18 protein-coding genes are annotated in these 17,373 nt (G+C 65.3%); 5 read left to right on the top strand and 13 right to left on the bottom strand.

The window, feature by feature from the left end; translation table 11 throughout:
• The first annotated feature begins 142 nt into the window (after nucleotides 1–142).
• Both sigK and ACHIRB_RS16175 read left to right on the top strand, forming a co-directional pair.
• Nucleotides 143–712: an ECF RNA polymerase sigma factor SigK gene (sigK, locus tag ACHIRB_RS16180; protein WP_199703614.1), complete on the top strand. Its 570-nt coding sequence runs from the start codon at nucleotides 143–145 to the stop codon at nucleotides 710–712.
• Nucleotides 713–1,441: an anti-sigma factor gene (locus ACHIRB_RS16175; RefSeq protein WP_199703220.1), complete on the top strand. Its 729-nt coding sequence runs from the start codon at nucleotides 713–715 to the stop codon at nucleotides 1,439–1,441.
• Between the two features lie 75 nt (nucleotides 1,442–1,516).
• Here ACHIRB_RS16175 and groL read toward each other — a convergent pair whose 3' ends face one another.
• Nucleotides 1,517–3,136 (bottom strand): chaperonin GroEL, encoded by a 1,620-nt coding sequence (groL, locus tag ACHIRB_RS16170; protein WP_199703221.1) that lies wholly within the window; start codon nucleotides 3,134–3,136, stop codon nucleotides 1,517–1,519.
• Nucleotides 3,137–3,260: 124 nt separating this feature from the next.
• A complete protein-coding gene (gene groES, locus ACHIRB_RS16165; protein ID WP_199703222.1) occupies nucleotides 3,261–3,560 on the bottom strand; it encodes a co-chaperone GroES in 300 nt (99 codons plus the stop codon).
• Between the two features lie 341 nt (nucleotides 3,561–3,901).
• Here groES and ACHIRB_RS16160 point away from each other — a divergent pair, with 341 nt between their 5' ends.
• The gene (locus ACHIRB_RS16160) at nucleotides 3,902–5,440 is read left to right on the top strand and encodes an Hsp70 family protein (protein WP_395124120.1); all 1,539 of its coding nucleotides are present in this window, start codon (nucleotides 3,902–3,904) and stop codon (nucleotides 5,438–5,440) included.
• A 26-nt stretch (nucleotides 5,441–5,466) separates the two neighbouring features.
• On the opposite strand, the gene tsaD is transcribed toward ACHIRB_RS16160, so the two are convergent.
• From tsaD to ACHIRB_RS16125, 7 genes are read right to left on the bottom strand one after another with little or no spacing between them, the layout of a single operon-like run.
• Complete coding sequence (tsaD, locus tag ACHIRB_RS16155) at nucleotides 5,467–6,504, bottom strand: tRNA (adenosine(37)-N6)-threonylcarbamoyltransferase complex transferase subunit TsaD (RefSeq protein ID WP_395124121.1); 1,038 nt, start codon at nucleotides 6,502–6,504, stop codon at nucleotides 5,467–5,469.
• Nucleotides 6,501–6,989 (bottom strand): ribosomal protein S18-alanine N-acetyltransferase, encoded by a 489-nt coding sequence (gene rimI, locus ACHIRB_RS16150; protein ID WP_395124122.1) that lies wholly within the window; start codon nucleotides 6,987–6,989, stop codon nucleotides 6,501–6,503. Before rimI ends, tsaD begins: the two co-directional genes overlap by 4 nt.
• Nucleotides 6,986–7,645: a tRNA (adenosine(37)-N6)-threonylcarbamoyltransferase complex dimerization subunit type 1 TsaB gene (gene tsaB, locus ACHIRB_RS16145; protein ID WP_395124123.1), complete on the bottom strand. Its 660-nt coding sequence runs from the start codon at nucleotides 7,643–7,645 to the stop codon at nucleotides 6,986–6,988. The genes rimI and tsaB overlap by 4 nt, the downstream gene beginning before the upstream one ends.
• 27 nt (nucleotides 7,646–7,672) lie before the next feature.
• Nucleotides 7,673–8,125: a tRNA (adenosine(37)-N6)-threonylcarbamoyltransferase complex ATPase subunit type 1 TsaE gene (tsaE, locus tag ACHIRB_RS16140; protein ID WP_395114112.1), complete on the bottom strand. Its 453-nt coding sequence runs from the start codon at nucleotides 8,123–8,125 to the stop codon at nucleotides 7,673–7,675.
• Entirely contained in the window at nucleotides 8,115–9,176 is a 1,062-nt protein-coding gene (locus tag ACHIRB_RS16135; protein WP_395124124.1) for an alpha/beta fold hydrolase, read from the bottom strand. The genes tsaE and ACHIRB_RS16135 overlap by 11 nt, the downstream gene beginning before the upstream one ends.
• Nucleotides 9,173–10,333, bottom strand: coding sequence for an alanine racemase (gene alr, locus ACHIRB_RS16130; RefSeq protein WP_395124125.1), 1,161 nt, complete (start codon nucleotides 10,331–10,333; stop codon nucleotides 9,173–9,175). Before alr ends, ACHIRB_RS16135 begins: the two co-directional genes overlap by 4 nt.
• A gap of 38 nt (nucleotides 10,334–10,371) precedes the next feature.
• On the bottom strand, nucleotides 10,372–11,805 hold the full coding sequence (locus tag ACHIRB_RS16125) for an NAD(P)H-hydrate dehydratase (protein WP_395124126.1): 1,434 nt from the start codon (nucleotides 11,803–11,805) through the stop codon (nucleotides 10,372–10,374).
• A 56-nt stretch (nucleotides 11,806–11,861) separates the two neighbouring features.
• On the opposite strand from ACHIRB_RS16125, the gene ACHIRB_RS16120 reads away from it, so the two are divergent.
• The gene (locus tag ACHIRB_RS16120; RefSeq protein WP_395124127.1) at nucleotides 11,862–12,305 is read left to right on the top strand and encodes a cupredoxin domain-containing protein; all 444 of its coding nucleotides are present in this window, start codon (nucleotides 11,862–11,864) and stop codon (nucleotides 12,303–12,305) included.
• A gap of 69 nt (nucleotides 12,306–12,374) precedes the next feature.
• Here the strand turns inward: ACHIRB_RS16120 and glmS are convergent, their stop codons facing one another.
• Nucleotides 12,375–14,240 carry a glutamine--fructose-6-phosphate transaminase (isomerizing) gene (glmS, locus tag ACHIRB_RS16115; protein ID WP_199703231.1) on the bottom strand — a complete coding sequence of 622 codons (1,866 nt, stop codon included), beginning with the start codon at nucleotides 14,238–14,240 and terminating at the stop codon, nucleotides 12,375–12,377.
• 119 nt (nucleotides 14,241–14,359) lie between these two features.
• Here glmS and ACHIRB_RS16110 point away from each other — a divergent pair, with 119 nt between their 5' ends.
• Complete coding sequence (locus ACHIRB_RS16110) at nucleotides 14,360–15,217, top strand: dienelactone hydrolase family protein (RefSeq protein ID WP_199703232.1); 858 nt, start codon at nucleotides 14,360–14,362, stop codon at nucleotides 15,215–15,217.
• On the opposite strand, the gene ACHIRB_RS16105 is transcribed toward ACHIRB_RS16110, so the two are convergent.
• From ACHIRB_RS16105 to ACHIRB_RS16095, 3 genes are read right to left on the bottom strand one after another with little or no spacing between them, the layout of a single operon-like run.
• The gene (locus tag ACHIRB_RS16105) at nucleotides 15,190–15,426 is read right to left on the bottom strand and encodes a hypothetical protein (protein ID WP_199703233.1); all 237 of its coding nucleotides are present in this window, start codon (nucleotides 15,424–15,426) and stop codon (nucleotides 15,190–15,192) included. The genes ACHIRB_RS16110 and ACHIRB_RS16105 overlap by 28 nt on opposite strands.
• Nucleotides 15,423–17,051, bottom strand: a complete 1,629-nt coding sequence (locus ACHIRB_RS16100; RefSeq protein ID WP_395124128.1) for a hypothetical protein — start codon at nucleotides 17,049–17,051, stop codon at nucleotides 15,423–15,425. The genes ACHIRB_RS16105 and ACHIRB_RS16100 overlap by 4 nt, the downstream gene beginning before the upstream one ends.
• A complete protein-coding gene (locus ACHIRB_RS16095; protein ID WP_395112016.1) occupies nucleotides 17,048–17,344 on the bottom strand; it encodes a hypothetical protein in 297 nt (98 codons plus the stop codon). Before ACHIRB_RS16095 ends, ACHIRB_RS16100 begins: the two co-directional genes overlap by 4 nt.
• Between the last annotated feature and the right edge of the window lie 29 nt (nucleotides 17,345–17,373).

Genomic DNA, 17,373 nt, shown 5'->3' with positions numbered 1-17,373 from the left:
CCCGAGGAGCCCAGCAGGAAGGCAAACAAGGTTGTTTCTCGAAGAAGGTGGCCGGTCGTTCGCGACCGCCCCTGGACAGCAACGCCGACGAGGTGCGCATTCGCGCGGCTCGAGTGATTCGGGTTGCCCGACGGACAGCGGAATCGTCCGGTCGGCGAGAGATGCCGAAGCTGCCGACCTGACTGGGCTGCTCGCTCGCACAGCGGAGGGTGACACCGCAGCGTTCGCAGAGTTGTACGACAAAACGAGTTCCCGGGTGTACGGCATGGTTCTCCGAGTCATCCGGGACTCGGGTTTCGCCGAAGAAACTACGCAGGAAGTTTTCCTTCAGGTGTGGCGGACCGCGGACAAGTTCGACCCGACGAAGGGATCGGCAGTGTCATGGCTGATGGTGCTTGCCCAACGTCGGGCAATAGATCGAGTTCGAACCGAGCAGTCGAACAGCGATCGTGAAGTTACCTACGAAGTCAACAACCACCGCGACGAGTTCGACCAGGTGACAGAAGAAGTCTGGCGGCGCATCGAACAGCAGGCAGTACTCGATTGCCTGGACCGACTGACCGACGCTCAACGTGAAGCCGTAGCGCTCGCTTACTACGGCGGCCTTTCTTACCGCGAAACAGCCGTTTCGCTAGGCGTGGCACTGCCCACAGTGAAATCCCGCATACGGGATGGATTGATAAGACTCAGAGCATGTTTGGGAGTGATCTGAATGAACGAGGAAAACCTCGATCTAGCGAACGCCGTCGCTCTCGGCATTCTCGACGACGACGAGCGCGAAGCACTTGCACGTATCCACGCCGAGCCCGACAGTCGGTTCGAGTTCACCAGTGCGGTGCGGCAGGCACGCGAGATGTTCGCGTTGGTCGCGTTCGTCACGCTGGCAACGCCACCGCCCGCTCTGCGGGACCGGATCATGGCGAAGATTGCCGAGGAGCCACGCGGCCAGGTGCCGCTCGCAGCGCCCATAGATCTTGCGTCACGTCGCACAGGCACGCTGCGGTGGCGATACGCCGTCGGAGCCGCGGCCGCTGCCGTCGCCCTGGTTGTCGGCGGAGCCGCCATCGGAACTCAGCTACGCGGTACCGAGCCGCCGTCGACGACGGAATCGGTACTGGCGGCGAGCGATGCGCGGTCGGCGAACGTGGCACTGCCTGTCGGTGGAGCCGCGACGGTCGTCTATTCGCGCGACGAGAACGCGGCGATCGTGCTGCTGAACAATGTCGGACCTCCCGCGCCCGAATCGGTATATCAGCTGTGGCTGCTGACGGATGGGAATGCGACGTCGGCAGGGATCGTGGATCCGGACCGCGCGACCGATTCGATCACCGCAGTCGTCCCGGACGTCGGGTCGGCGTCGACCTTGGCATTCACGGTCGAGCCGGCAGGCGGATCCGCACAGCCGACGACTCCGCCGTTCGCGAAGATCGCACTCGCCTGACCGCCGTTTCGACACAGATCGAGCCGCAACCCCCGAACTGAAGGGGTTGCGGCTCGATGTGTGTCCAGCGCGAGCTCAGTGACCGTGGCTGTGGCCGTGGCCCGCGTCTTCTTCGTGATCTTCCGGCTTCTCGACGATCGCACTCTCTGTCGTGAGAATCATGCGTGCGACGGAAGCCGCGTTGACGACGGCGGATCGGGTGACCCGAACCGGGTCGACAACGCCGTCTGCCAGCAGATCGCCGTAGGTGAGCGTCGCGGCGTTGAAGCCGAAGCTGCCCGACCCCTCTGCGACCTTGCTGATCACGACGGAGCCTTCGGCGCCGGCGTTGGTCGCGATCCAGAACAGCGGAGCCGAGAGTGCCTTGCGCACGACGGCGACACCGAGCGCTTCGTCGCCCGACAACGAATCCTGCAGCGTGGCAAGCTCTTTGGCCGCATGAATCAGTGCCGAACCGCCGCCGGGGACGATGCCTTCAGCGACAGCGGCCTTGGCCGCGCTGACAGCGTCTTCGACGCGGTACTTGCGCTCCTTGAGTGCGGTCTCGGTGGCTGCGCCGACCTTGATGACCGCGACACCGCCCGCGAGCTTCGCAAGACGCTCTTCGAGCTTCTCCCGGTCCCACTCGGAGTCGGTGTTCTCGATCTCGCGACGCAACTGACCGACGCGGGACTCGATCGCCTCGGCTGATCCGCCACCGTCGACGAGGACGGTGTCGTCCTTGCTGACGACGACACGCCGTGCCGACCCGAGGAGGTCGAGATCGGCTTCACGAAGCGCGATTCCGACGTCCGAGGTGATGACCGTGCCGCCGGTGACGACTGCGAGATCGTCGAGGAACGCCTTGCGGCGATCACCGAAGAACGGTGCCTTCACGGCCACGGCCTTGATGGTCTTGCGGATCGCGTTGACGACGAGGGTCGACAGCGCTTCGCCTTCGATGTCCTCGGCGATGATGAGGACCGACTTGCCGCTGGCCGCGATCTTCTCCAGCAAAGGCAGGAAATCGGGCAGCGAGCTGATCTTCTCGCGGTGCAGCAGCACGAGAGCATCTTCGAGCACAGCCTGCTGGGTGTCGACGTCGGTGACGAAGTACGGCGACAGGAATCCCTTGTCGAACTGCACGCCCTCGGTGACGACGAGCTCGGTGGACACCGTGCTCGACTCCTCGATGGTGACTACGCCGTCCTTGCCGACCGTTGTCAGAGCCTTGCCGACCATGGCGCCGATTTCCTCGTCGCGCGAGGAGACGGTCGCTACCTGGGCAATGGCAAGCTCGCCGTCGACCGGAGTTGCCGCGGCAAGGAGTGCCTCGGAGACCTGATCGGCAGCCTTGGCGATGCCCGATCCGACTGCAATCGGGTTCGCGCCGGCTGCGATGTTCTTCAGACCTGCGCGAACGAGGGCCTGCGCAAGCACGGTCGCGGTCGTCGTGCCGTCGCCGGCAACGTCGTTGGTCTTCGTCGCGACACTCTTGACGAGCTGCGCACCAAGATTTTCGAATGGATCGGAGAGGTCGATCTCGCGGGCGATGGTGACGCCGTCGTTGGTGACCGTCGGTCCGCCGAACGACTTCGCGAGGACGACGTGGCGACCGCGCGGCCCGAGGGTCACTTTGACGGCGTCGGCGAGCTGGTCGACACCCCGTTCGAGAGCACGCCGAGCGTTCTCGTCGAACTCGATGATTTTGGACATTGTGCTTCGTTACTCCTGTTTTCGATCAGGCGTTGTTCGATCAGGCATTGTGAACGCACACCGCCCCGGTTCCGAAGGGTCGGCGCCGGGGCGGATGCGAGCTTGTTCTGGGTAAGAACGCTGCTTACTTGGTAACGACTGCCAGCACGTCACGCGCCGAAAGAATCAAGTATTCGGCACCGCCGTACTTGATCTCGGTGCCGCCGTACTTGCTGTAGATGACGGTGTCGCCTTCTTTGACGTCGACCGGGATTCGGTCGCCCTTCTCGGAGACGCGGCCTTCGCCTACAGCGATGACCGTGCCCTCCTGGGGCTTCTCCTTGGCCGTGTCGGGGATGACCAGGCCGGAGGCAGTCGTCGTCTCGGCCTCGTTGGCCTGGACGAGGATCTTGTCCTCGAGCGGCTTGATGTTCACGCTCGCCACGATGAACCCTCCACTTTCAGTGGGTATACGGCCCGAAGCTGTTCCTCGGACCTTCGGAATTTCTGACGTTGATGACCCTTCGCGTGATCCCGTCGTCGCGGGTGCCGGGACCAAGCTCAGCGTCACCTAGCACTCTATACATGCGAGTGCCAGCGCTCAAGGGTGGACTCTGCTTATTCGTCCGTCAGCGGAATCAAACGCGCCGAAACGCCCGCATCGATTTCCTTTGTGATCTTCATTTCTGTAACGTTCAGATAACGGGTGCGGAGGGTAACGTTCCAAGAGCTTTGTTTGCGGCGCGTTTGCGCCGAACCATGACCAACCTTCGCGGGAGGTGAGAAATGCGAACGTCGCTGGGAGTTTCAGCCGGCAGCGAAGTGGTCTGCTCTGCCTTGCTCACCACCACGCCGAACGGCGCACAGACCATCGAATACCGCGTCATCTCCGCCGACGACCAGGCCAATACCGACCTCGGCGATCTCGTCGCATCCTCGATCGAACTTATGACGACGCAGGTCCTGCAGGACAAGGTCGCACCACGCGGCATCGCCGTCGCCTACCGGTCACGCGAACAAACGCACGCGATCAGGTCCGCGGTCGGTACTCGCCGACGCGATCTTCAACTCGTACCGGAATCGGCCGCAGCGTTGACCTACCTGCGCAGCACCGGTGAGGTCGCCCAGCACAAGACGATCGCCGTGTTCGATCTCGGCGCGTCAGGCCTGACCGTCACGGTGCTCGATCAGGTCGACGGCACCGTGCTCGAATCGCAGCGCAGCACCGATATCAGCGGCAACGCGATCGACGAACTGGTCGCGGGCCACCTGGTGTCCGAGCACTACGCACACGGCGAACGGCCGAGCCGAGCCTCACTGACAGCCAGGGCCAGAGCAGCAAAAGAGCATCTGTCCACCAACGACGCTGTGACCGTCGACCATGTGGACGGTCTGCCACTCGAGCTGACCCGCGCCGACTTCGAGAAACTTATCGGCATCCTCCTGCACGAGGCGGCGGCCTTCGCAGGCGGAGTATTCGCCGAGGCAGCACACCAACCCGAGATCATCGCGGTCGTCGGCGGCGGTGCGAACATCCCGATCGTCCGTACCGGGCTCGGAGACAAACTCGGCATTCCGGTCCTCTCGATCGACGAACCCGAAGCCGTTATCGCCAAAGGCGCAGCGCTTCTTGCCGATTCGTCGGGACCGTTGAGTTATCCGATCGTCAGCATGGGATCGGACGCACCTATCGGGACGTTCACCAAGGTTGTCGGTGCACTCGTCGGCGCGTTCGTCGTCGTCGGGCTCATCATCGGTTACGGCGTGCAAGCCCTGACGCCGACTCCCGACGACGTCAGTGGCGTCTCTCCCGCCGGAACAAGCAATGCCCAGACCACCACGCCAGAGGCGACGGCTGGTTCGAGCATCGCGATACCGATCGAAACCGAGACCGGCGCAACATTTCCCACCTACGAATCGCAAGGACCCGCAGCGGTGGCAACCGGTACCGAGCGCGGGTACACCTACGAACAACAGCCGGTGTCGAGCCGTCCCGCAGAATCGTCGACAACCACGACGACGACAACGACTCGGACCCCTGCGCCGACACTGCGTCCCGCGCCCGATCTGCCGTTGATTCCGTGGCCCGAAATCGAGCAGTGGCTACCACGTCCGCCCGAGGGTCCGCCGCCGGCGAGCGTCACGGAGCCGAGCACAGAGGCAGCACCGAACACCGATTCGCAGGTGCCCGCACCGACGCAGCCGGAAGCGCAGACCTACGCGCCGCGGGAAAACAGCGAACCGAATCCGCCGGTCGTCACCACGACGCCGAGTGCCGCGCCGGTCCCACCTGCCCCACGGCTCGGCAGCGGTTCAGCGGGCTAGAGCGCTCGCAAGCCGAGCTTCGACGCTCACGCGAACACCTGGCTCGTCGACACCGACAAGCCAGGATCGGTAGCCGCGGTCAGCTGCGACGGTCCTGCGCCACCCGCGACGACGTGCGCACCCAATGCGGCGATCATCACGCCGTTGTCGGTGCACAACCGTGGTTTGGGGATCCGCAACGTCAAACCCGCATCGGCACAACGCTGTTCCGCCATCGACCGGATCCGCGAGTTGGCCGTGGCACCCCCACCGAGGACCAGGGTGTCGATTCCTGCATCGTTCGCAGCCCGGACCGCCTTCATGGTCAGTACGTCGGCAACGGCCTCCTGGAAGCTCGCCGCGATGTCCGGTATCGACAGCGCGGTGCCTGCCCGCTCCTGTGCTTCCACATACCTGGCGACCGCCGTTTTGAGCCCGGAGAACGAGAAGTCGTTGCGCGAATCGCGCGGTCCGGTCATGCCACGCGGAAACGCGATCGCGGACGGATTGCCGTCCTGAGCGGCCGCATCGAGCGCGGGACCGCCGGGAAAACCGAGACCGAGGAGTCGAGCAACCTTGTCGAACGCTTCACCTGCAGCGTCGTCGACGGTGCTGCCGAGTTCGACGATCGGCGCGGACAATTCCGACACCCGCAGCAGGTGGGTGTGCCCACCCGACACCAACAGGGCGACGCAGGGTGGCATCGGACCGTGTTCGAGGGTGTCGACGGCGACGTGGCCGCCCAAGTGATTGAGCGCGTAGAACGGCACGTCCCACGCGGCGGCATAGGCTTTTGCGGCAGCGACGCCGACGAGTAGCGCACCGGCCAGTCCGGGACCGATCGTGACGGCCAACGCGTCGGGTTTGGCAACGCCTGCGGAAGCAAGTGCGCGGCGCATCGTCGGAACGATCGCCTCGAGGTGTGCACGTGACGCAACCTCGGGAACGACACCACCGAAACGTGCATGCTGGTCGACGCTGGAGGCGACCTCGTCGGCGAGTTGGACGCAGGTGCCGTCGTCACGCAATTCGACGATGCCGACTCCTGTTTCGTCACAGGAACTTTCGATGCCCATCACGATCATGAAAGTGCTCCCCCGCCTGCGGGACGACGCATCGTGAACGCATCTGCCCCACTGGGTTGGTAGTAGTTGCGCCGCGTGCCGACCGTGTCGAACCCGTACCTCCGATACAGCGCGATCGCAGGCTCGTTGTCGGTGCGGACCTCCAGAAACACAGGACCACCGTGTTTTTCGGCCTCGGCCAGCAACCGATCGAGCAGCATTGTCCCGACGCCGAGTCGCTGAAAGGACGGGTCGACGCCGATCGTGTGGACTTCCGATTCTGGACTGAAACGATTGCCGAGCAACGACACTCCCGCATAACCGATCATCAGCGTCACGCCGGATTCGAGCGTGGTTCGTACCGCGAAGTATCTGTTGTGCTTCGCTGCGAGTTCCGCCCGAAACGCACCCGCGCTCCACGGATCGTCGCCAGGAAACAACAACTTCTCCAACTCGGCGCAGCGATCCGCGTCGGCCGGGGTCAGCACATCCAATTCGATCGTCACGTCGGGCGTGCCACCCGTGCGGCGGTCTCGACCGCGTCCGGACGTCGAAGATAGAGCGGTACAAGGGGTTCCGGCGCAGCTCCGGACCGTACGAGGTCGGCGACCGCACCGACCAACCCGAGCGGCGACGGACTTTCGACAGGCTCGACCCGGAGGTCGAAGTAATCGACGTGTTGCGCGGACCCGGCGATGAGCCTGGCCGATTCGAACTCCAGATCTGCCGGTTTGCACACACCGGGCCCAGCAATCCGCTCACCCGAACGGTAACGCGCCCAATAGATTTCCCTGCGCCGAGCATCGGTGACGACGAGCAGTTCCCGATCCTGCGCCGCCGCACCCACCTCGACGGCAATTGCGTCGAGGCTGCAGACGCCGTACACGGGAATGCCGAGCGCATCACCGAACGCGGCTGCTGTCGCCATCCCGACGCGCAGTCCAGTGAACGGCCCCGGACCGACTCCGACCACGATCGCGTCCAGGTCGGTCGGCGTGCGCCCGACTTCGTGCAGGCATTCGAGGATGCTCGGTGTGAGGACCTCGGCATGAGCGCGCGGATCGACCGTCACGCGACTCGCGAGCAGGGTCGGAGTTGAGGAAAGGTCCACCAGACCGGCCGTCACGGCTGGGGTCGCGGTGTCGACGGCAAGAACGAGCATGATGGGCCAACGATACGCGGACGCAGATCAGCTCGTCTTCCACTCCCAGGTGACCGTGCGCACATCCGATTCGGGTTCGCGGCGCAACGCGACGAGCAGGTGCCGTTCGGCGAGATGTTCGACGACCCCCGCACCCCATTCGACGACAACGACGGCATGCTCGAGTTCGGTGTCCAGATCGAGTGCATCGAGGTCGTCCAATAGGTGGTCGCCCCCACCGAGCCGGTAGGCGTCGACGTGTACCAGCGCGACCGCTCCCTCGTGCGGGCCCGCGCGGTGCTGCCTCGCGATGATGAAGGTCGGCGAACTCACCCTGCCGACCACGCCGAGACCTGCCGCGATCCCGCGCGTCAACGCGGTCTTGCCCGCACCGAGCGGACCGTCGAGCACGACCAGATCGCCTGCGGCAAGTTCGCCTGCGAGCATCCTGCCGAATTCTTCGGTGTCCGCCGTGGTCGGCAGCGTCCACTCAGCGGGCATGAGTCGGGTCCGAGTCGTGGAATTCGAGCGCTCGGTCAAGCAGACGTTCGATGGCGTCGTTGACGAGGTCCGGGAATTCGAGGTGCACCATATGGCCCGCACGGTGCACAACGACAAGTTCGCTGTGCGGTAGCGCGGCAGCAAGCCGGCGGGCTCCCGACGTGGGAATGACGAGGTCGGCGTCGCCGGAAAGGACCAACGTCGGTAACGACTCGAGCACGGGCAACGCGTCGGATTCGTCGTGCAGTTCGAGTGCGCGGAGGAACTTCACGATCGTCACGACCGACGTCTCGTCGATCATCTCGTAGGCGAACTTCGCAAGACTCGGGCTCACTTCGGTGCGGAACGACGCCGCATGCAGTACCGGCCACACCAGCGCACGCGCAGCCATGCGGCCGAATTGCACCACGCCTGGCGAGGCGCGTACGGCCAGCCTGAAACCGTCTATCGCCGGGCTGCGCAGATTGCGGCCGAGACCGACCTGCGAAAGTCCCGCTGCCGTCGTCGAGAGCAAGCCGACACCGATTACCCGGTCGCGGAAGAGTTCCGGCTGCAGTCGGGCAGCGGCGAGCACCGTCATGCCGCCCATCGAGTGCCCGACGAGCAGTAGCGGGCCACGTGGCGCCTTCGCACGGATGACGCTGACCAGATCCGCACCCAGTTGGTCGATGCTGCAGTGCTCGTCCGGCGGCTGACCCGAAAGCCCGTGCCCACGAAGGTCGAAGAACACCATCCGAACGTCTGTTCCCCACCGCTGGGTCAGCAGCCGGCGCTGCAGATGAAACGAAGTCATTCGATTGCTGAAGCCGTGGATGAAGATCGCCGTCACCGGAGCGTCGGGTGGACCGAATTCTCTGACGGCCAGTTCGATACCGTCGTCGGCGCTGACGACGCTTGCGCGGTCCTCGTCGATCAGTGCGAAGTTCTCGTCGGCATAGACGTCGTTGTTCTTGCGTCGCGCTGCTCGGCGAACCGCTCGACCGCCCGCAACAAGGCCGAGGGCCGCCGCGCTCGCAGCGCCACCGATCTGTCCCGCACGACGCCGTTTCACTCGGCAGCTCCGCCGACGTAGTTGCGGACCACACGACCGCGAATGCCGGTCACCACTTCGTAGTGAATGGTGCCGAGCGTCGTTGCCCAGTCCTGCGCCGTCGGCTCGCCGTTCTTGCCACTTCCGAACAGGACCGCCTCGTCGCCGGCGGCGACCCCGCCAGCATCGGGACCGAGGTCGACGACAACCTGGTCCATGCAGACCCGGCCGATACTCGGCCGCCGCGCGCCGCCGAGCAGTACCTCGAATTTGCCGCCGAGCGCACGTGGCAGCCCGTCCGCGTACCCGATCGGCAGCAGGGCGACCGTCGTGTCGCGTTCGGCGGTCCACTCGTGGCCGTAGGACACACCCTCGCCTGCGGCGACCTCCTTGACCAACGCGACCCGTGCGCGCACGGTCATCGCAGGAATCAGCCCGAAGTCGCCGATGTCGGGCACCGGAGTGAGCCCGTACACCGCGATGCCTGGCCGGACCAGATCGAAGTGCAGGTCGGGGCGGGTCAGCGTGGCCGCCGAATTCGCGAGATGCACCAACTCCGGGGTCAGCCCGCGGGCCTTCGCGGCGTCGACGGCCTCGATGAAGCGGTCGCGCTGCAGGTCGTTGGTCGGGTTGTGTGGCTCGTCCGCGACAGCGAGGTGGGAAAAGATCGCGCGGAGGCGAACTGTGCCCTGGCGAGCGAGCGTGACGAGTTCGTCGAGAAGGTGCGGATACTCGTGCGGCGATGCGCCGTTGCGGTTGAGTCCGGTGTCGACCTTGACCGAGACCGTCGCCGCCTCGCCAACTGCCCTTGCGGCAGCGGCGACAGCACGGAGGTGTTCGGTCGACGCCACACCGATTTCGATGTCTGCGCGGACCGCAGCGGCGAAGTCGGCGTCCGGCGTGTTGAGCCAGCACAGTATCGGCGCACCGATCCCGGCCTCGCGCAACGCAACTGCTTCGGCGACCGTCGTCACGCCGATCGCTGTCGCACCGGCGGCAAGCGCGGTCTTCGCGACCTCGTAGGCGCCGTGGTTGTAGGCATCGGCCTTGACCACGACCAGCACATCGGCGCTTCCCGCGTGGGTTCGCAAGATCCCGACGTTGTGGGCAATGGCGTCGAGATCGACTATCGCCTCGACCTGAGGTTGGCGTGCGAGAGGCGAACTGTCCGGTGTCACAGCGACGATTTTGCCATCACCATGCGTACGGGATTCGATCACGGACCGAGGGACTGACCACGAAGCACCCGAATCGCAGCTCCCACCTGCGCCAGCAGCGGACTCGCCGAGATCGGTGCACCCACGTCTCCCGACCTGGTCGCGGCGAGATTGGCAGCGAGCGCATGCACGCGAGCGGCGGCCGCGGCACTTCGGTCCGCGTCGAGTCCGCTCGCAAGCAGCGCGCCGATGATGCCGGACAAGACGTCGCCTGCACCGGCCGTCGCCGCCCACGAGCCGCCCGCGTCGTTGACGAGGGTGCGGCCCGAGCCAGCGACGAGGGTCGACCGTCCCTTCAGCAGCACTGTGACACCCCATTTCGCCGCGAGGTCACGGACTGCGCCGAGCCGGTCGAGACCGATCGGGCTCCCGGTCAGTCGCGCGAATTCGCCGGCATGTGGAGTCAGGACGGTCGGCGCGCTCCGATTGCGCACCAGGTCGGGATCGGCGGCGACCAAGGTGAGCGCATCGGCATCGACGACGACCGGCAGGTCGGTCGCGAGAATGTCCTGCAGTGCTTGCAATGCGGCCTCGTCGGTTCCGCCGCCGGGCCCGACAACCCAGGACTGGACGCGGCCCGCATCCCGAATTGTTTGCGCGGCAACCACTTCGGGACAGTGCGCGAGGACTTGATCGGTCGCCGACCCGACATAGCGGACCATCCCGGACGTGGCAGCGACCGCCGCTCCGGTGCACAACACAGCCGCACCCGGATATGTCGCACTGCCGGCCCGAATGCCGACGACTCCTTGGCTGTACTTGTCGTCGAACGGTCCGGGCACCGGCCAGAGTGCGCCGACCTCGGCGGGTTCCAGAGCCTGCAATCGCGCATCGGGCAGCCGTAAACCTATGGGTATCAACTCGATTCGGCCGCAGCGCGCCGCTGCCAGCGCGTGCACCGGCTTGAGCGCTCCGAAAGCGACGGTGACTGTCGCGGTGACGGCGGGTCCGTCGACGGCCCCGGTGTTCGCGTCGACGCCGCTCGGCAGATCGGCGGCAACAATCGGCGCAGCTATCGTCTCGACCAGCCGAGCCGCGGCCGGTCGCAGCGGACCAGATCCGGAGATGCCGACGATTCCATCGATCACCACATCCGGTGTGCCGATGTCCGTTTCGATCCGTCCGCCCGATTTGCGAAATGCGGCAAGACCTTTCACATGCGCGCGGTCAGGATCGAGCAACACCGCGCGAACCGCGACACCGCGACGGCGCAGCATCGAACCCGCCCACAGCGCGTCGCCGCCGTTGTCGCCCGAACCGACGAGCAGTGTCACCGAGCGCCCGGCCACACCCCCTGTCGCGGCACGCAGTTCGGCGGCGACAACCGTCGCGAGTCCGTACGCCGCACGACGCATCGGGACCCCGTCGGCAACCTCGTCGAACAACCCCGCCTCTGCGGTCCGTACTTCGTCGGCCGTGTAATACCCGCGCATACGCCTCGTCCCGTGTCCGAGTTGGTTTCTCAGTCGCGAGGCTACGCTGGGAAACCATGACCGGACAGTTTCGTAACGCCTCACGCCGCGCGCGTGTGGCAGCCATCGCCGTAGCGGCGATCTCACTCGTCGTCTTCAGCGCAGGTTGCGCACAACAGGATCCGGCGGACGATGCTGCGACATCGTCGACGATCGCCGTTCCTGGAGCCCCTGCGCCGACGACGACAACTCCGGCACCGGACCCCGTGACGACGATCGATGTGTCGGACATGAAGTTCTCGCCGCAGTCGATCACCATCGAGGCCGGTCAGACGGTCAGGTGGGAATTCGACGACGACGGCAAGGCCCACAACGTGACGGGTCTGCGCGACATCGGGCTGATCATCAACAGCCCGATCATGAAAGAGGGCGAGTACAGCGTCACCTTCGACAAGCCGGGCACCTACGACTACATCTGCGCCCTACATCAGGAGATGACGGGAACAATCGTCGTCGAATAGGCCGCAAGCGGCTCGTGAGTCTTTTCGGAGGGCGGGCCCGCCGAAAAGACTCACGAGCGGCGGAGCCGCCTATTCGACCGTGACCGATTTCGCGAGATTTCGCGGCTTGTCGACGTCGTACCCGCGGGCCTGCGCCACCTCCGCCGCGAACACCTGCAGCGGAATCGTCGACAGCAACGGCTGCAACAGCGTCGGCGCAACCGGGATCTCGATCAAATTGTCCGCAAACGGCCTGACCGTCTCGTCACCCTCTTCGGCAATGACGATGGTCCGGGCGCCGCGCGCCTGGATCTCGCGAATGTTGCTGAGCAGCTTCGAATGCAACACCGCGCGCCCCTTCGGCGACGGCATGACGACGATGACGGGCAGACCCTCCTCGATCAGTGCGATCGGGCCGTGCTTCAACTCACCCGCGGCAAAACCTTCGGCATGCATGTAGGCGAGCTCTTTGAGCTTCAACGCACCTTCGAGCGCCACCGGGTAACCCACATGGCGACCGAGGAACAGAACGGTCGGCGAATGCGCCAGCTCACGGGCAAGCGCCCGAACCGGTTCCACGGTCTCGAGCACACGCTGGACGAGATCGGGCATCGCTTCCAAGTCGGCGAACTCGCGAGCGACCTCGTCGGGATACTTGGTGCCTCGCGCCTGCGCCAACGCCAACCCGACGAGGTAGTTCGCCGTGACCTGCGCGAGGAACGCCTTGGTCGACGCGACACCGATCTCCGGTCCCGCCCGCGTGTAGAGCACCGCGTCGGCCTCACGCGGAATCTGCGAACCGTTGGTGTTGCACACCGCGAGAACCCGGGCTTTCTGGTCCTTCGCGTGGCGGACCGCCTCGAGGGTGTCTGCGGTCTCGCCGGACTGGGAGATCGCGACGACGAGGGTCGAGCGGTCGAGAACCGGGTCGCGGTAACGGAATTCGCTGGCGAGCTCGACCTCGACGGGAAGCCTCGTCCAGTGCTCGATGGCGTACTTCGCAACCAGCCCGGAGTGATACGCGCTGCCACAGGCGACGACGAACACCTTGTCGATCTCGCGCAGCTCCTGATCCGAGAGCCGCTGCTCGTCGAGAACGATGCGACCCTTCTGGAAATGCCCGATCAGCGTGTCGCCGACGGCGGCAGGCTGCTCCTGGATCTCCTTGAGCATGAAGTAGTCGTGACCACCCTTTTCGGCGGCCGCGAGATCCCAGTCGATACGGAACGGCCGCGACACGACGTCGGTGTTGCCGTCGAAATCGCTGATCGTGTAGCTGTCCGCCGTGATGACGACAACCTGATCCTGGCCGAGCTCGACGGCGTCACGAGTGTGTTCGATGAAGGCCGCCACATCGGAGCCGACGAACATTTCACCGTCGCCGACACCGACGACCAGTGGTGTGGATCGGCGGGCAGCAACGATCGTGCCCGGATGATCGGCGTGCGTGAACACCAGCGTGAAGTGCCCTTCCAACCGACGAAGAGCAGCCAGCGCGCTGGCCACGAAATCACCCGCCGTCGGGCCTTCGGCGTACGCGCGCGAGACCAGGTGAACCGCGGCTTCGGTGTCGGTATCGCTGCGGAACTCGACGCCGTCCTTCTCCAACTCGGCACGCAACGGCGAAAAGTTCTCGATGATGCCGTTGTGCACGACGGCTACCTTGCCGGTCGCATCCCGATGCGGGTGCGCGTTGCGATCCGTCGGTCCGCCGTGGGTCGCCCAACGGGTATGGCCCATACCTGCGGAGCCGGTGAAGTTCTCGGCACCGACCTCGGCCAGCTCGGCTTCCAGGTTGGCAAGTCGGCCCGCTTTACGTTCGACGGCGACGCCACCGGCACCGTCCAGGATTGCGATTCCCGCCGAGTCGTAGCCGCGATACTCCATTCGTCGGAGGGCCTCGACCACAACACCGAGCGCATCACGGTGTCCGACATACCCAACGATTCCACACATGGTTCACCAGGATACTGGGTTGAAACTGGCTGCAAGGCCACTGTGGTGAGCAAGCCTTTCCGGCCGCACCGGCGCTGTCCGCCCGCGCACGGTGCCTGACATCGGATAACGTCACCACTGTGGCGCCTTCTGTGAAATCCCTCGTGTCCGAACTTGCCAGTCGTGGACCACACCGAGTGCAGCGTGGCGATTTGGCGCTCGCCGGCCAGCCAGGTGCTGTGTTCACACCATCCGAGGGTTTGGGTTTGCCCGCGGTCGCCTTCGCACACGGTTGGATGAGCGGCGTAGACAACTACCTCTCGCTGCTGCAGCACCTTGCATCATGGGGAATCGTCGCCGCAGCGCCGAATACCGAGCGCGGACCCTTCCCGTCACACCTGGCACTTGCGACCGACCTGCAGACCACACTCGACATCTGCACCGGCATCCGACTCGGCCACGGCGACATCAGCGTGCATCCCGACAAGCTCGCTTTCGCCGGCCACGGCATGGGCGCGGGCGTCGCCGTCATCGCCGCGGCGCAACGACCGGTCGCCGCGGTGGCAGCCTTGTTCCCGGCGCCGACGGCACCGAAGTCCGAAGCAATTGCGCCCAAGATCACAGCTCCAGCACTGATCCTTGCCGGCGCAACCGACATCAGCGCGATCGACTCCAATGCGAAAGACCTCGCAGCAGCGTGGGGTGGCGAGGCGGTGCTTCGCAGCATCGACAAAGCGTCGGGCAACGGGCTACTCGAAGGCCGTCGTGTGCTGGGGGCCCTCGGCGTCGGCAAAGCCGAGAAGACAACGCAGAAGACGGCTCGCGCAATCCTCACCGGCTTCCTGCTGTACACACTCACCGGCGACAAGAAGTACTCCGACTTCGCCGAAGCAGACTCGTCTATCCCCAAGACCCAGCTCGTCGACCCCTTTGCGGTCGAAGAGGTGGCCAAGAAGAAATCGCCGCTGGGTCAGATCAGCCAGCTGCGCGGCAAGTAGTCGTCCGGTTCGAGCTGGGGTTCGACCTGCGGTTCGGCAATGTCCTCCTGGACGGGTACCGACCGGGAGTCGTCGCCGATCGAAGGGACCACCATTCGTCGCGACCGCATTGCAGCGCGTTCACCTGCCGAGTCGAGTTCTTCACGTAGCCCGGCCATCGCCCGGCGGTGCCCGGCCACAACCTGATCGATCTCGTCGGCCGCCGTCACAGGTCGCCCGCCTCGGGTAGCGCTGCACCCGCCGAGTCGCTCACCATCGTGTCGAGGACAGGATCAGGTCCGCTCGGTTGTATCTCGACCTGTTGCTCGGCTCGCGGTTCGATGACTCTCGGTTGAAATTCTCGTTGGGCACCGCCGTCTTCGCGGACCGGATTGTTCGGTGCGCGTACTACCGGACCCTCGGTGTGCGGGTCGGGCGCAGGCGCAGGCGCCACGGGTTCGTCCGCCTCGGTCGGCGGCGTCGCGGATGGCTCGGCCGGCGTTGCCTCTGTGTTCCGAACTACAACTCCACGCTCCGTTCCGTCCACATCTGTCACAACGGGCGTTCCGGTGTCGTCGATCGCAAGCTGGAACGACTGCGACCGACCGTCCTGATCGGTCGTGACGAGATCGAGGTGAGTGTCGTCGGCAGGCTTGTCGATGACGATCCTGTCGGCGCCGAGGTCGAACGCGACGGGCTGTTCCGCGGGTTCCTCCACTGCTGCTTGTTCGACGACGGACAGCACGGCGGGCAGTACTGCCTCGACGAGGCCTTCGACGACCTCACCCGCCGCCGTGATCAACCCTGTCAGCAACGCGCCGACCTGTACTTGATCGACGCGTGGTCCGGACTCGACGGCCGCTTCGGGATACTGGACCACATTGGGAACAGGACCCTCGACGTTGCTGTGCACCGGCGGAATCGGTGCCGACGGTGTCGCTGCGGGAACTGCCGAATTCGGTGCTGCCACATTCGAAGTCGCCACCGACGCCGATGGGGCAACCGCATTCGGCGCGCTGGGTGGTGTGCCGACTTCGGAGGTTGTTCGGTCGCCGGGTCGAGGATCGGATTGCACCGAAGCCGGCGACGGGTACGGCGCGTCGTCGACGGCGTTCATCGCCTTGGTGACCGTCGCGTAGATTGTTCGGATTGCGTTGTCTGCGAACATGTTCGACTGCTCGAAGACCCGTAGCCGAGCCAGCACCGTAGGAACGAAAACCTCGTCGCACCACGACTTGCAATGATCGATCACCCGCTGTGTTGCTGTCGCGGAGAACGGCGCCTGCGCCAGGAGTGTCACCAGAGGAAGCTCCGGAAAGGCAACTCCCAACTCGCCGACCCGACGCAAGCCGAGCGGCAGAGTCGTGTCGCTTGTCGATGTTCCGATCACGACGTCTATCGCGCTGATCGACTTGCCGTCCACATCGGCTGCCAGGGCGAGGGTCAGCTCCGCTTTGCCTTGCAGCACTGCGGGAATCGCACGTGCGGCGGCAGTGAGCGCACCCTGCACATCGGCGAGCGCGACACTGTCGTTGGTCGCGCGTTCGAGTACCGACCGAAGGTTGGCCCTCGCGCCGTCGGCTCCGGGGTCGTCGTTCCACGCCGATTCGAGTCGAAGAATGTGCGCTTGCGCGAAATCGCGTTCGGTCGCCAGCGTCGCGAGCACGGCATCCACCTGCTCGATGTCGACGCGAAGCCGGTCGAGCTGAATGCCACGCTGCTGGTCGTAGGCGTCGAAGAAGGTGTCGTCGGGCCAGTCGCGCGTACTGCACCGCCGAGCCAGGTCGACCAATCGGCGCAGGTGAGCGACACCGGGGACCCCTTCGGCGAGGATGCCGTCGACCTCCCCGGTCACGGGTGCAGGCCACCGAGTTCGGTGCTGGTCGAACTGTCCATCGATTCGTAGCTGTCGACCGTCTCCTCGACGCCGCGTGCAGCCGCCGCAATCGCGACCGACCAGCCGTCGATAGCTCGCTGTAGTCGCTCGTAGCCTGCAAACAGCGCGGCACCTTCGGGTCCGTAGTTTCGGCCGGTCGCTCCCGACCCGAAACTGCACGATCCGATTCCACTACTCGCGTGCGCGACGGCGTCAGCGGATCGCGTCATGGCTTCGACAACGCCGCGAACAGCAGCAATGTCCATTGCCATGCCGCAACCCCCACCCGTCAGCCGATCCG

This window comes from Antrihabitans spumae (assembly GCF_043944905.1).
Taxonomy (GTDB): domain Bacteria; phylum Actinomycetota; class Actinomycetes; order Mycobacteriales; family Mycobacteriaceae; genus Antrihabitans; species Antrihabitans spumae.
This window is presented reverse-complemented; position numbering and strand designations above follow the sequence as displayed.

What these genes read in the sequence shown, in the direction of transcription:
- ACHIRB_RS16120 (WP_395124127.1), top strand. Translation starts at nt 11,862, where the DNA reads ATGACCGGACAGTTTCGTAACGCCTCACGCCGCGCGCGTGTGGCAGCC.
- groL (WP_199703221.1), bottom strand. Translation starts at nt 3,136, where the DNA reads ATGTCCAAAATCATCGAGTTCGACGAGAACGCTCGGCGTGCTCTCGAA.
- tsaD (WP_395124121.1), bottom strand. Translation starts at nt 6,504, where the DNA reads ATGATCGTGATGGGCATCGAAAGTTCCTGTGACGAAACAGGAGTCGGC.
- glmS (WP_199703231.1), bottom strand. Translation starts at nt 14,240, where the DNA reads ATGTGTGGAATCGTTGGGTATGTCGGACACCGTGATGCGCTCGGTGTT.
- ACHIRB_RS16125 (WP_395124126.1), bottom strand. Translation starts at nt 11,805, where the DNA reads ATGCGCGGGTATTACACGGCCGACGAAGTACGGACCGCAGAGGCGGGG.
- tsaE (WP_395114112.1), bottom strand. Translation starts at nt 8,125, where the DNA reads ATGCCCGCTGAGTGGACGCTGCCGACCACGGCGGACACCGAAGAATTC.
- tsaB (WP_395124123.1), bottom strand. Translation starts at nt 7,645, where the DNA reads ATGCTCGTTCTTGCCGTCGACACCGCGACCCCAGCCGTGACGGCCGGT.
- ACHIRB_RS16175 (WP_199703220.1), top strand. Translation starts at nt 713, where the DNA reads ATGAACGAGGAAAACCTCGATCTAGCGAACGCCGTCGCTCTCGGCATT.
- ACHIRB_RS16160 (WP_395124120.1), top strand. Translation starts at nt 3,902, where the DNA reads ATGCGAACGTCGCTGGGAGTTTCAGCCGGCAGCGAAGTGGTCTGCTCT.
- ACHIRB_RS16095 (WP_395112016.1), bottom strand. Translation starts at nt 17,344, where the DNA reads ATGGCAATGGACATTGCTGCTGTTCGCGGCGTTGTCGAAGCCATGACG.